The following is a 15,326-nucleotide window of genomic DNA, read 5'->3' on the forward strand; positions in this document are numbered from 1 at the left end:
ACAGATGATGTTGCTATTACCAACTACGCCATAGATATCAATACTTTTAACTGCTCAAACATAGGCACTCCTGTTGATGTCACTCTAACGGTTACAGATCAAAATAACCAAACGGATACTTGTGTTGCAACAGTGACTATATCAAGTCAAGATGAACCTGAAGCAGTTAACTGTTGGGATGTTTACCAATATAATAATGGTACTTGTACATGGGAAAACATTGGCACGCAAAATCCTGAACCATCTACTGAGTGTTATGAAACTGCCACTTTTGATACAGAAACATGTACATGGAATATTACAAATAATGGATCAGGAATCACCTATTATGCCGATTCTGATACTGATGGTTTTGGAGATCCTGAAAATTCAATTGTTGATTGTACGCAACCAACAGGGTATGTCATTGACAATACAGATTGTGATGACACAAATATCTCAATTAACCCAGATGCTACAGAAATTCCAGGAAATGGTATCGATGAAGATTGCGACCCAAGTAACGATAACACTTTAGGCACAAACGATTTAAGTAGTTCAGATATTAGTATTCTACCGAATCCATTTCATTCTGAAATAAAAATCAACCTTCCTCTAAATCATAATAACAGTGAATTCACAATTAATATTTTTGATCTTAACGGAAGAGTCGTTTATACAAAAAGAACTCAAAGCATTAATGGCTCTATACTTATTAAAGAACTTGATGAATTAGAAGTCGCACCTTACTTTATAAAAATTTCTAATACAGCAAACAGTATAATTATTTTTAAAAAATTAGTAAAACACTAATATTCAATTTGTAAACTATAAAAAAAGCTAGATTCAATAATCCAGCTTTTTTTTTGCACCTATATAAAATATAATACATCCTTAATCTCAAATAAACAAAAACACTTCAAAAACACAAATACCTCATTATCATATACTTACAAAATTAAGAGTGCATTTCATCGAATTTATTTGCATTTCACAGAGTTCAATATTATATTTGTCCCATAATTTATTAGTCCCAAACTTAAATTTAACCGCTTATGAGATTTCTCACACTTTCAATTAGAAAGTATGCTATAGTATTTAGCATACTATTTTTATCAAACATTTTATTTTCACAAACCACAATTGCGTCACACAATTTTGATGCTGGTAATCTTGAGGGTTGGACCAGTAATGGAAATGATTCTGGACTATTCAATAATAGTGCTTGGACATGTAGTGGATCATATTCTATTTACAGTAAAGACAATGAGTATGATAGAAATGAAATGACCTCTCCTGGATATGATCTTACACCTTATTCGGCGGTTACTGTTTCATTCTGCGGAAAAAGATATGGTACAGATTATGGAGAGAGTTTCGATTTAAAATTTTATGATGGTAGCACTTGGGTTACAGTCATGACTTTTGTGAGAGGAACTCATTTTACTGGAAATTGGGGTGGAAGTTACAATTTAGAATACACTATAGATTCTGCCACTCATACATTTGCATCTAATTCTCGAATTAGATTTTCAAGTAACGCAAATGATAATGATGAGTATTTCTTTTTTGATAATATAGAATTAGTTGCTCCTACCTATTGTGAATCAGAAGGTAATACAGCATTTAATACAGGTATAACAAATGTTACTTTTAATACAATTAATAATTCTGACGGATCACCTAAAGATAATGGCTATGAAGATTTTACTGGAATATCTACAACAGTAGCACAAGGCACAACACATAATTTGTCTGTTAGTGTAGATACAGATGGTGGATATAATCTCCATACTAAAGCTTGGATTGATTGGAATCAAGATTTAGATTTTGATGATTTCGGTGAAGAATATGATTTTGGAGACACAAATGTTGATGGCCCAATGACGGCATTACCTATTACGATACCTGTTACTTCAACATTAGGCTCTACCAGAATGAGAGTCGCTACAAGATACAATATTAACCCAGAAAGCTGCGATACTGGATATGATGGGGAAGTTGAAGATTATACAATTAATATTATTAATGGAACACCAACTCCTGAAATAAATGTACAAGGCAATGCAGTAAACATAGTAGATGGTGATACTACACCTTCAGTAACTGACGACACCGACTTTGGCAATGTCAATACAACTGGAGGAACTAATCCAAATACATTTACTATACAAAATACTGGTACTGCAACTTTAGCCGTTGGAGCAATAACAATTGGAGGAGCTAATGCATCAGATTTTACGGTAACAACTTTACCTGCGACAACAGTAGCTTCATCAAGTAATACGACTTTTGTAATTACATTTAATCCTTCTGCTGATGGCCAAAGAAATGCCAATGTTACTATTGTTAATGGAGATTCTGATGAAAATCCTTACAATTTTAATATCCAAGGTACAGGGTTTACTCCATTGCCAGAAATTAATATTCGAGGAAATGGAAATACAATAACAGATGGTGACACAACACCTGCAGCTATAGATGATACTGATTTTGGATTAATAAATATTTTTGCAGAAACAAACGTAAATACATTTACAATTCAAAATACAGGTACTTCGTCACTTACGGTAGGAACAATAACTATTTCTGGTGCACATGCTGGCGATTTTACAATAACTAGTTCTCCAGCTGCAACAGTAGCAGCATCTGGAAACACATCATTTGACATTACGTTTGATCCAAGTGGTGCTGGAATTAGAACAGCTGCCGTAAGTATTGTTAACAATGATAGTAATGAAAATCCTTATAATTTTAATATTCAAGGTACAGGTGATTCAGGTTGCTCAAGTACGGTTGGTACATTTCCTTATAATGAAAGTTTTGAATCTGGCCTAGGTACTTGGACTCAAGCTACATATGACGATCAAAATTGGACTAGACAGAATGGCGGAACACCATCTTTTGGAACAGGACCATCTGGAGCAAATGGAGGATCATGGTATGTATTTACAGAAGCTAGTGATCCAATTTTTAACGATTCGTTTGTATTAGAGAGTCCGTGTTTTGATCTAACGTCTGAAACTTATGCACTATTTTCATTTTATTATCATATGTATGGAGCTGGCATGGGAGATTTGTTTCTTGAAATCAGTACAAATGGAGGTTATTCTTATCCAACAGTATTATGGTCACAAACAGCAGGAGAAGTTCAAACTAGTAGTGGACAAGCATGGGAGCTCGAAAATGTTAACCTAAGTTCGTATGTTGGACAATCCGTTAAATTACGTTTTAGAGGTGAAACCGCTGGAGATTACAGAGGCGATATGGCCATTGATGACATATCAATAACTAATATTGAAGTTGTTGGTCCCGAAATAAATGTTCTTGGTAATAGCACTACAATTGTAGATGGAGATGCAACTCCAAGTGTTATTGATGACACAGATTTTGGTACAGTTTCTACTCTATTTGGTTCAGAATCCCATACGTTTACAATACAAAATACAGGAACATCAAATTTAAATCTAACAGGTACCTCACCATATGTAGTTATTTCAGGTATACATGCTGGAGATTTTACTGTTACCTCAACTCCTAATAGTTCTATTACTAGCGGAAACAGTACTAGTTTTGAGATTACATTTGCACCAAGTGCAGCTGGACTAAGAACAGCTACAGTAAGCATTGCAAATGATGATGTCAATGAAGATCCTTATAATTTTAACATTCAAGGAAATGGATATACACCATTCCCTGAAATAAATATTCAAGGAAATTTAACTACCATTGTTGATGGTGATACAACACCTTCAGCAACTGACGATACAAATTTTGGTAGTGTAAATACCGTTAGTGGAACCAATGTAAATACGTTTACAATTCAAAATTCAGGATCTTCTAACCTAACAGTAGGTACTATAAATATTACAGGAGCAAATGCAGCAGATTTTGCGGTTACCTCTACTCCTGCAGGAACCGTTGGATCTTCTAGCAGTACAACATTTGATATTACATTTGATCCAAGTGGTGTTGGATTAAGAAATGCATCTGTTAGTATTGTAAATAATGATTCTAATGAAAACCCTTATAATTTTAATATCCAAGGTACCGGTATAACAGGTCCTCCATCTTACACGGCATATTACGAGGATTTTGATAGAACAAATGGTGGTTGGTCGAATACAACAACAACAAATGACTCGTGGGTTTGGACCAATAATTTTCCTACTAATGAATTAGGAGAAGGAAGCTTTTGGAGAAATAATAATTTTGATAACTACAATAACAATACAAACATTATAATTCAAAGTCCAGTAATAAATCTATCTGGTTTATATAACCTACAATTAACATTAGATGTAAAGTGTAAAACAGAAAACGATCGTGATGGTATGATCATTCAATATTCTGTTGCTGGCGGAACATGGACAACACTTGGGGCAACTGGTGATGGAACAAATTGGTATGAAAGTTATGCATCTGCACTCGGTGATGATGCTTGGAATGGAGATACACATACACAATCACCATCATTTAATCCTCATAATCAATTTAATAATACCAGAATTGATCTTAATGACGCTTTGTTTTCTAATCAAAGTAACGTAAGATTTAGACTTCAGTTTAGAACTAACGGTTCAGGTGTCAATGATGGTGTTGCTTTTGACAATTTCAGAATAGAAGCAGATCCAATATCTCCATTAGGAAGTGCGTCTGTTGCTCCTGCTAACCAATCTAGCAATTTGAGACTTTGGTTAAAAATGAATGAAGGTGTTACAGCTATAGATGGAAACCCATTAACTGAGTGGGAAGATCAAGCTTACACTAGTGATTTAGATAAAGAAGATGCTAGTGCAGCCTCGTCTATGGCTCCTACATATAGAGATAATGCAACTAGAAATATTAACTTTAATCCGGTTGCAGATTTTGACAATAGCAATGTTGAATACATGAATGGTAAAGGAGGCTTCTTTTCTCAAGATTACTTTGTAGTGTTTCATTGTGATGACGTTATCGATACAAATACAGGAAATTATTCACCAGGAAGACAGTTTGCTATTGGTGGACGATTTTCAGATATAGCATTTCACGAAGACCCAACAGGTTTAGGTTTAGGTAGTGTATCTTCTAGATATGATAATGAGGTTTTATCTCATAACATAGATTCATATCCATTGTCTGGACCTCCTGATGCAGATTCATACGGTAGAAGTTTTACATCATCATCTGCTAGTTATCGAAACCACCCAACCATTGTAAATGTAAAAACAAATACTTCGGGTACATTGTCTGAAATTTATAAAAATGGTAAACGTGTTGACAATAGAACTGGTGTAGCTGGAGATGGTACAAGTTTAAATTTTAGTGAATTTAATAACTTATCTTTCTTAGTAGGAACAGGTCGAAGTGGTATTGCAGGTAGAACGTCATCTCAAATGAATGGCATGATTGCCGAAGTGATTTCTTATTCATCTCCAAACTCTGCAATAAATCAACAAAAAATACAAAGTTATTTAGCACTTAAATATGGTGTAACATTACAAAGTTCTGGAACAAGTTACGATCATAGTAACCATAGACAAAATGATGTAGACTATTTAGACTCTAAAGGAGATGTTATTTGGGATGCCAGCTCAAGTACTTCATACAATTATGATATTGCTGGTATTGGTCGTGATGATGCTTCTGTCTTAAATCAAAAACAATCAAAAAGTCAAAACTTAGAAACAGATGGCATGGGACCAACTAGCGGATTTTTAACCATCGGTTTAAATGATATTTACGACACTAACAGTCAACACTTATCTAATGAACCTGCTACATTTAATGATAGAGAGTTCTTAGTTTGGGGTAATAATGGCGCAGATTTGAATTTAGCAGCGACGGTAATTACAGTAAATATGAGTGAAGACATTACACCTGCTTTAACTACTGATGTATCTTTTACAGCAATGCAACGTGTTTGGAAAGTTGTAGAATCTGGAGGAGATGTCTCATCGGCTAAAGTAAGATTACCTCAAAGTGCTATTAGAAATATTATACCTCCTGGTAACTTCTATATGTTTATCTCTAGTACAGGTGTGTTTGATCCTACAGCAGATTATAGAATAATGACTTCAGATGGTAATGGTAATTTAGAAACTGATTATGATTTTGACGGAACAAAATATATCACTTTTGGATATGCTCCAAGAATAGAAGTAGTGCGATCTTTATATTTCAATGGTAGTAATGATTACGTTGATATGGAAGATGCATTAAACCTAAACCCTTCTGGTTTTACTATTTCAGCATGGATAAAAAGGGATGCAGCAGATAGCGGAACTAAATCTATAGTTTCTAAAAGAAATACCTCATTCTCTACAGGATACGACTTTAGAATCTTAAATAATAATAGAATTAATATTTCATGGAAAAATCCAAATAACAGAACACTATCTTCTTCTACTGCTATACCAGATAATGAATGGCACCATGTTTCAGCTATTTATAACGGTACAACTGTAAAACTTTATATTGATGGTGTTGAAGATGCTTCAGCAAATAGATCAGCTCCAGTGCAAACCGATGATTCATTCTTTATTGCAGCAGCAGGAAAGAATGCTCCTACTCAACATTTTAGAGGTAATATTGACGAAGTAAGAGTTTGGGATACAGCTCTAACTCCTACCCAGTTAAGGTTTATCATGAATCAAGAGATTGAAGACAACTCTAATTTTGTGGCTGGTAAAATTTTACCAACTACAATTACAAAAAACGATGTAGCTACAGTGCCTTGGACAAAATTGGCAGGTTATTACCCAATGTCAATCTATACATATACTAATACTGAAGATGCTTCAGGAAATGGAAATCAAGGTGCTTTAAGAAACCTTAAAACGGTTGATAGACAAACAGCTCCTTTACCTTATATTTCTCGAGGAGGAGGAGATTGGTCAACTCATAGCACATGGTTAAATGGTGATATTCAACCTATCCCTAACCAACCATCTATAGTAAACAGCTCCATACCAATTGACTGGAATATAGTGCGAATAGGTCATAATGTGAAGATTGCAACAGAAGATATAGTTGGAAGAGAAAGACAAGTATTAGGTCTTTATGTTGACGCTGGTGAATTAACAGTAGATGGAGATAATGAAGTGGCAACTGCAGGAAATGGATTAACTGTTTCTCATTACTTAAAACTTGATGGTAAAATTGATCTAGAAGGTCAGTCACAACTTATTCAAGGTATGGGTAGTGAATTAGATCCAACATCTTCTGGTTCTCTAGAAAAAGACCAACAAGGCACTGCAGATGTTTACACATACAACTACTGGTCGTCTCCAGTAGGACAAACAAATACAACCACTATCAACAACTCTTTTTCTGTGTCTGATGTCATGTATGATGGTACTAATCCAATTAACTTTAGTAACTCTGGTTACGATGGTTCTGATGGAGCAACAATTACTATTGCCGATTATTGGATTTGGAAATTTGCCAATCAAGCAGATGGCGATTATTCTGCATGGCAACATGTAAGACAAAATGGTAATATTTTAGCAGGTGAAGGATTTACGATGAAAGGACCTGGATCTGGCGCTATTTCAGATGATCAAAATTATGTATTCTTAGGTAAGCCTAATAACGGTAATATCAACTTAACACTTAATGCAGGAAATGATTACCTTGTTGGTAACCCTTACCCATCTGCCATAGATGCAAATCAATTTATTACAGATAATGGACCTACTATTTCAGGTGCTGGCGCTAACCCTTTAATTAGTGGTACGCTTTACTATTGGGAACATTGGGGAGGAGGAAATCATAACCTACAAAGTTATCAAGGTGGTTATGCAACGTATAACTTCTCAGGTGGTGTTGCAGCTCCTTCATTAGGAACAAATGATCCAAATGTTGGTACAGGCGGTACTCCAACTAAAATCCCAGGAAGATATATTCCTGTGAGTCAAGGATTCTTTGTTGTAGGTGAAACTACCGGTAACATCAACTTTAATAACGGTCAACGTGACTATAAAATTGAAAAGTCAACTGGTGCAGATAATTCAGTCTTTGTTAGAAGTTCTGAATCAAGCGCTAATGCAAGTGATAATAATGAAATTATTGATGACCGTATGAAATTTAGAATTGGTTTCAACTCTATTAATACCATACATAGACAATTATTATTAACAATTGACGATGCAACTACAATGGATTATGATTGGGCTTATGATGCTAAAATCTATGATGATCAAATGGATGACTTATATTGGCTAATTAATGACGAAAAGTTTACCATTCAAGGTAGTAATGAAGTAGAGCCTGAAACGGTATATCCTTTAGGTATTAAAACTATAAATGATGGTTTAAATACAATTACTATCGATGCTCTAGAAAATGTACCAGATACAATTGAAATTTATATTCATGATATAGAAAACGATACGTATCATGACCTTAGAGCAAGTGACTTTGAGTTTGTCTTAACTGCAGGAGAATATTTAGATAGGTTTGAATTAACCTTTAGAAACGCACACGCAGATACACTTAGTATTGACGAAACAAAATTAAATACAATTGATGTTTTCTATAATTTAGAATCTCAAAGCATAGCATTATACAATCCAAATTTTATTGATGTAAGGTCTATTACATTATTTAATATCATCGGACAAGAAGTAGCAAAAATTGAAGACATTTCAGAACTGGACTATTCTGAATATCAGGTTAAGAATCTTAGCACTGGAACTTACATTCTGAAGATAGACACTTTAAGCGGTTTACTATCCAAGAAAGTTTTAGTCAAGTAAATTAGAAGAGATCCCAAATCTACTCTAATCTTAACTAGAGAAAGCCTCAATCCTTAATTGGAATGAGGCTTTTCTCTTTATTGTATATTCTTAAAATAGGTTCTCTCTACGGAAATTTTAAACTAGAATACTATGTCAATTTCACAATCAAATCATCTAAACTCAATTCGTGTTGATCTCCACTTTGCATATTTTTTAACGTAAATGTATGATTTGCCATTTCAGTTGCTCCTAACAAAACAACATATGGTATTTGGCGCTTATTTGCATAATTAAACTGTTTAATTGTTTTCTTATTATCAGGAAACAACTCAGCACTTACACCTTGTTCTCTCAAAGCTTTTATAGCTTTCATGCTGGCCATAGCTTCGTCTGCTCCAAAATTTATAAAGAGCACTTTTACTGTATTGGTAATCGTTTCTGGAAACAAACCTAAATCTTCTAACACCAATGCAATACGATCTAAACCAAAACTAATTCCTACGCCACTCATATCTTTAAGACCAAAGATTCCGGTTAAATCATCATAACGACCACCTCCACCAATGGATCCCATTTTTACACCCTCGGGAGCAGCAACTTCAAAAATGGCACCTGTGTAATAATTAAGTCCGCGAGCAAGCGTTACATCCAATTGCAATGTTGCAGTTTTTAAACCTAAAGTTGCAATCCCTTTATTTATAAATTCTAATTCTTCAATTCCTTTTTTTCCTTCTTCGGAAGTATTGAGAATCGTTTTTAATTCTTCTATTTGATTTCCAAAATCACCTTTTAAAGTAAATAAAGGTTGAAGTTTGGTAATCCCTTCTTCAGAAATGCCCTTACTACGCATTTCGTCTTTAACCTTCTCCTCTCCTATTTTATCTAACTTATCTAAAGCCACAGTAAAATCGATAAGCTTATCTTGAGCACCAATAACCTCTGCAATACCAGATAGTATTTTACGATTATTTATTTTAATAGTAACACCTTCTAATTTTAAAGCACTAAATACAGCATCATACAACTGTACAAATTCTACTTCTTGCCATAGAGAATTGCTCCCAACAACATCTGCATCACATTGGTAAAATTCTCTAAAACGACCTTTTTGTGGACGATCTGCCCTCCAAACGGGTTGTATTTGATAACGCTTAAAAGGAAAATCAATCTCGTTTTGATGTTGCACAACGTAACGTGCAAATGGCACAGTTAGATCGTAACGAAGAGCTTTTTCAGAAATTCTAGGTGTAATTTTAGTTGCATCTTTTGCAGCATACAAATCGTCACTTACCTTATTTAAAAAGTCACCACTATTCAAAATCTTAAAAATCAATCGATCACCTTCTTCTCCATATTTTCCCATCAAGGTATCTGAATTTTCAAAACTAGGTGTTTCTATAGGTTGAAAACCAAAGGTTTCAAACTGAGAACGTATGGTATTAAAAATATAGTTTCGTTTTGCGACTTCTTGCGGATTAAAATCTCTGGTTCCTTTTGGGATGCTTGGTTTTTGTGCCATATTATCTTCCCGCTAAAGCGGTAATCTCTATTTAGGTTGCCATTTAAAATTTCCGAAGAAAACAAAATAGACAAGTGATTAATCATTATTCTTCACAAAAATATTATATTTTTTAGACGCAAGCAGAAGATAATTCAATTTTATAGTAACTTTATGCGTGTTTGGTAGTCTTATTAAAAAACACAACCCATATTAACAATCTATATGTTTTCATTAGTTAAAGAAAATATCCGTATTGCTTTTGATTCTATTAGAGGTCAATTGCTTCGAACCATACTTACCATTTTAATTATTGCTATTGGGATTACGGCATTAGTAGGTATTTTGAGCGCAGTGTCTGCCCTTGAAAACACCATTTCTAGCGATTTCTCGTCAATGGGAGCCAATACATTTAATATACAACGCTACGATTTTACTACCCAACGCCGTTCTAACGATGATCAAAAAATAAACCCGATTATAAATTATAGGCAAGTAAAGGAGTTTGAAGAAGATTATAAGTTTCCGTTTACGAGTACGTCGTTATCATTTCAAGGTACACGAACGGCAGAAGTGAAATATGAAAATGAAAAAACCGATCCAGAAGTACAGGTGTTTGGTGTTAATGAAAATTTTATTCCAAATTCTGGACTCGAAGTTGCTACAGGTCGTGCTCTAAATTATTTTGATATTAAAAACAGTAATAGCGTTTGTGTAATTGGTAGTGATTTACAAAAAGCTTTACTAGCAGATGTCAACCCGATAAACCAAACCATTAGCATTAGAGGTGCAAAATTTAAAGTGGTTGGAGTTCTTAAAGAAAAGGGTTCTACGTTTGGAAATAATCAAGATTTAAGAGTGTTGATGCCACTTCAAAAAGCAAGAACAATTTACACAAATGCTAATATAAATTATAGTTTGAGCATAAAGACCGACAAAAAAGATATGCTTGAAGGTGCTCAAGATGAAGCCATTGTATTATTTAGAAACATTAGAGGTTTAAATCCTATTGAAGAGAACAATTTTGGTATTGAGCGTAGTGACGATTTAATTAATCGTATTGGTGAAATTACAGGGTATTTATCTTCGGCTGCTTGGGTTATAAGCATTATTACCATTTTTGGTTCTACCATAGCCTTGTTTAATATGATGTTAGTTTCAGTTTCTGAGCGTACCCGAGAAATTGGTGTTAGAAAAGCTTTAGGTGCTAAAAGTGGGACGATTGCATTTCAATTTTTTATAGAAACGATTATTATAGGGCAACTAGGTGGATTACTTGGCATTATTTTAGGGATACTTTTAGGTTTTGGTTTTGCAGCAATTGTAGATTTTAACTTTGTGATCCCTTGGTCTGCCATGATTGCTGCCAGTATTATAACATTTTTGGTTGCTGTTGTTTCTGGTTCATATCCAGCTATTAAAGCTGCCAAGTTAGATCCTGTAGAGTCGTTGAGACATGAGTAATCGTGATCAAGATCATGCTAAAAGTATAAACAAAGCCCTAGATTACATCGAGCAAAACTTAGAGAATGATGTATCACTAGATAAGGTATCAAAAGTTGCACATTACTCGCCTTATCATTTCCATCGTATATTTAAAGCATATACTAATGAAACGCTTAATCAATATATTGTTAGAAAACGTGTAGAAAAAGCCTCTGCAATTTTACTTCGGAAAAAAGCCGTCTCCATTTCAGAATTATCGATGCAATATGGATTTACAAGTAACTCATCGTTTACGAGAGCTTTTAAGAAGTTTTATGGTGTAAGTCCGAGTGAATTTAAAAAACGTGGAAAAGGCATCTATAGCAAGATCAGACAAACAAAAAGCAAGATTGGACAAGCAAATACTCATTTTGAAGCGTATGTTTGTGATGCTAATCAAAACACGATACAAATGCAATCCAACATTGAAGTAACCTCTATAAACACCATTTATACTATTGGCACCTCTTGCATTGGTGTACAAAATTTATCATCTACATTTCAAAACGTTTTAGAATGGGCTGGACCAAAAGGTTTACTTCGCAATTCAGGTTATAAAATGGCAACTATTTATTATGATAGTTTTAAAATCACTGCTCCAAATAAAGTAAGAATGCGCGCTTGTTTATTAGTTGACAAACCCATGAAAACTGATACCGAAATGTCTTTAGGAACCATAGATAAAGGGCTACATATTATTGCACATCACGAAATCAATATAGATGAATTTGAACGCGTTTGGACTGAAATTTTCATGTATATGAACACTCATGGTTACAAGATGCGAGACGAGCCAGCTTTTGAAATCTACCATAATGATTTTAACACACATCCTGAAAAAAAGTGCATTGTAGATTTGTACGTTCCTGTAATATAATCACTTACTAGCACACCGAAGTACATTCATAAGGAGGCACAGCTAAAGAGTCTTTGTATGAAATCAAAGAACCTTAGCTAAACTCTAAATGACATCGTAAATTTTGATAGTCTATTTAATACTATCCTACTAAATTCTCAAAGTAGTTATATAATTCACCTTTAGTGATATTTGCACCTTCTTGAATTAATTTAAATTTATCTTGTCCTTTATCTTCAGAATAATCTTTAACTGCTGTGAACATTTCAACATCATCAGAAAGTAAATTATCTTTAAACCAAGTATAGCCCTCTTTGGTTGTAATATCAATCTCAGGGTTTTTAATTTTTAGAGCAATTAAACGCATTTGTTTTTCAGTACAGTGAAATAAATGCATTTGTTGTGGAGAAATGTGTTCTAAATAATTAACTTTAGACAATACACCTTGCCAAATTAAATCGCTAAATACGTCTAATTCTTGTTCGGCAACTTCAGGTTTATTAGCTTTAATATCATTCCACTCTTCAACAGTAATGGTTTGAGTTGCTAAAAAATTGATAAATTCTTGGTGTAATTCTTCAAACTGTTCTTTGGTGAGTCTTGAATATTTCATCGACAATGTTATTTTCATTTCCGAGACTACGGAAATAGGTGTGTAATATAAATGGTAATTAAAATTTATAAAAAAGCCTCAACTAAAAAGTTGAGGCTTTATGTATAATGTATTTAAAGTTTAAGCTTGTGCTACAACTTCAAATTCTAAATCTACTGATACTGCTCTGTGTAATCTTACAACAGAATCATATTTACCTAAACGTTTTACAGTTCCACCAGCGATAGTGATAAACTTCTTGTCTATCTCGTGACCAGCTTTTTGTAATTCGTTAGCTAAATCAATATTATTTACAGATCCAAATAATTTGTCTCCAGTTCCAACTTTAGAAGAAATTTTAATTTCTAATTCTTTGATGGCATCTGCAGTTTTTTGAGCTGCTTCAATAATTGACTTTTCTTTATAAGCTCTTTGCTTTAATGTTTCTGCTAATACTTTTTTAGCAGATGACGTTGCCATGATAGCATGTCCATTAGGAATTAAAAAGTTTCTACCATAACCGTTCTTTACTGTTACAATATCGTCTGTAAATCCTAAATTATCAACGTCTTGTTTTAATATAAGTTCCATAGTTATTGGTATTTTATTTTAATAAATCTGCTACGTAAGGCATTAACGCTAAGTGACGCGCTCTTTTTACTGCTACAGATACTTTTCTTTGATATTTTAAAGATGTTCCTGTTAAACGTCTTGGTAAAATTTTACCTTGTTCGTTTACGAACCCTAATAACCAATCTGCATCTTTGTAATCAACATACTTGATTCCAGATTTTTTAAAACGACAGTATTTCTTCGTTTTGCTCGTGTCAATATTTAACGGTGTAAGATATCTAATCTCACCATCTTTTTTTCCTTTTGCTTGTTGTTCTATTGAAGACATAATTACGCTTTTTGTTTATCTCTAATTCTTCTTTTCTCTGCCCAAGCAATTGCGTGCTTGTCTAAGCTTACTGTTAAGTAACGCATAAAACGCTCATCACGTCTAAACTCTACTTCTAATGGATTGATGTGTTCTCCATCAACAGTGTACTCAAATAAGTGGTAAAATCCACTTTTTTTGTTTTGAATTGGGTAAGCTAATTTTTTTAAGCCCCAATCTTCTTTGGCTACCATCTTTGCTCCTCTAGACGTAAGAAATTCTTCGTATTTCTGTACTGTCTCCTTTATCTGGTCATCAGATAAAACGGGATTTAAAATGAAAACAGTTTCATAATGATTCATAAAAATCTATTTATTTGTGTTAAAAATGAGTGCAAAAATAACTATTATTTCTAATTCTGGCAACGTTTTTGTACATTAAATTTTAGAAGAATATGATGTCTTAATGTTTTGTTAAAATTTACGGTTTACCGATGTTTTTTGGTTTTTAACCGAATTTTTTGTACTATTGTCGATATCTTAACCTAAAATACAATAATGTTATGACTTTAAACTGTGTAGTAGTTGATGATTCTGCGATTCAACGGTTATCCATTGTAAAGTTAATTGAGAATCATAGCTCACTTAACCTTATAGCAGAATACAGTAGCGCATTAGAAACCAAAAACGGACTTAATACTCATAAAGTAGATTTAATCTTCTTAGATATTGAGATGCCTGTACTCAACGGTTTCGAGCTGCTCGACGTACTCAACAACAAACCCCAAATTATTTTCGTTACAGGTAAAACTGAATACGCATTTAAAGCTTTTAACTATGATGCAACTGACTACCTACAAAAACCTATCACTAGGGAACGTTTTAATACGTCTGTAGAAAAAGCCCTCGAGCAACATAAATTAAAGCTAGATTTCAATGAAACTGATGGAGAACATATTTTCGTCAAAAGTAATCTGAAAAAACGTAAAGTTTACATAAAAGATATAAAATGGATTGAAGCTCTTGGTGACTATGTAAAATTAGTAACCGAAGAAAATAGCTTAGTCGTTTTATCTACAATGAAAGCTTTTGAACACGAATTACCAGAAGGTAAATTTTTAAGAATTCATAAATCCTATATCGTAAACCTTGATAAGGTCGATAGATTTAACAGTAAAAACGTAGAAGTTGGCGCTTATGAAATACCATTGAGTAGAAATAAGAAAACCCAATTAGTTGATGCGTTAAACAATATTTAAGAATGAAATAACATTACATTTCAATCTTAATAGCCCTAAATAACAACTAACATTT

10 protein-coding genes are annotated in these 15,326 nt (G+C 33.6%); 5 read left to right on the forward strand and 5 right to left on the reverse strand.

Features of this window, described 5'->3' with window-relative positions; translation table 11 throughout:
- The coding region (locus TD29_RS18070) for a T9SS type A sorting domain-containing protein (protein WP_152611545.1) at positions 1-792 on the forward strand (792 nt) is incomplete at its 5' end.
- A 242-nt stretch (positions 793-1,034) separates the two neighbouring features.
- Positions 1,035-8,720: a choice-of-anchor D domain-containing protein gene (locus TD29_RS18075; RefSeq protein ID WP_052467157.1), complete on the forward strand. Its 7,686-nt coding sequence runs from the start codon at positions 1,035-1,037 to the stop codon at positions 8,718-8,720.
- A gap of 130 nt (positions 8,721-8,850) precedes the next feature.
- On the opposite strand, the gene hisS is transcribed toward TD29_RS18075, so the two are convergent.
- Positions 8,851-10,221, reverse strand: coding sequence for a histidine--tRNA ligase (gene hisS, locus TD29_RS16305; RefSeq protein ID WP_040282331.1), 1,371 nt, complete (start codon positions 10,219-10,221; stop codon positions 8,851-8,853).
- A gap of 204 nt (positions 10,222-10,425) precedes the next feature.
- On the opposite strand from hisS, the gene TD29_RS16310 reads away from it, so the two are divergent.
- Together TD29_RS16310 and TD29_RS16315 are read left to right on the forward strand one after the other, a co-directional pair.
- Positions 10,426-11,664, forward strand: a complete 1,239-nt coding sequence (locus TD29_RS16310) for an ABC transporter permease (protein ID WP_040282332.1) — start codon at positions 10,426-10,428, stop codon at positions 11,662-11,664.
- A complete protein-coding gene (locus tag TD29_RS16315; RefSeq protein ID WP_040282334.1) occupies positions 11,657-12,562 on the forward strand; it encodes an AraC family transcriptional regulator in 906 nt (301 codons plus the stop codon). Before TD29_RS16310 ends, TD29_RS16315 begins: the two co-directional genes overlap by 8 nt.
- Before the next feature lie 121 nt (positions 12,563-12,683).
- Here TD29_RS16315 and TD29_RS16320 read toward each other — a convergent pair whose 3' ends face one another.
- The 4 genes from TD29_RS16320 to rpsF all read right to left on the reverse strand — a co-directional run bounded on the left by TD29_RS16320 (position 12,684) and on the right by rpsF (position 14,375).
- Entirely contained in the window at positions 12,684-13,154 is a 471-nt protein-coding gene (locus TD29_RS16320) for a DUF6495 family protein (protein WP_040282336.1), read from the reverse strand.
- Between the two features lie 120 nt (positions 13,155-13,274).
- Positions 13,275-13,724 carry a 50S ribosomal protein L9 gene (gene rplI / locus TD29_RS16325; protein ID WP_040282338.1) on the reverse strand — a complete coding sequence of 150 codons (450 nt, stop codon included), beginning with the start codon at positions 13,722-13,724 and terminating at the stop codon, positions 13,275-13,277.
- Positions 13,725-13,737: 13 nt separating this feature from the next.
- Positions 13,738-14,034: a 30S ribosomal protein S18 gene (gene rpsR, locus TD29_RS16330; RefSeq protein WP_028873640.1), complete on the reverse strand. Its 297-nt coding sequence runs from the start codon at positions 14,032-14,034 to the stop codon at positions 13,738-13,740.
- Between the two features lie 2 nt (positions 14,035-14,036).
- Positions 14,037-14,375: a 30S ribosomal protein S6 gene (rpsF, locus tag TD29_RS16335; RefSeq protein WP_040282340.1), complete on the reverse strand. Its 339-nt coding sequence runs from the start codon at positions 14,373-14,375 to the stop codon at positions 14,037-14,039.
- Positions 14,376-14,575: 200 nt separating this feature from the next.
- Here rpsF and TD29_RS16340 point away from each other — a divergent pair, with 200 nt between their 5' ends.
- Entirely contained in the window at positions 14,576-15,271 is a 696-nt protein-coding gene (locus tag TD29_RS16340; RefSeq protein ID WP_040254020.1) for a LytR/AlgR family response regulator transcription factor, read from the forward strand.
- Positions 15,272-15,326 lie beyond the last annotated feature (55 nt).

Source organism: Psychroserpens damuponensis (assembly GCF_000826655.1).
In the GTDB taxonomy this organism is placed as follows: Bacteria; Bacteroidota; Bacteroidia; order Flavobacteriales; family Flavobacteriaceae; genus Psychroserpens; species Psychroserpens damuponensis.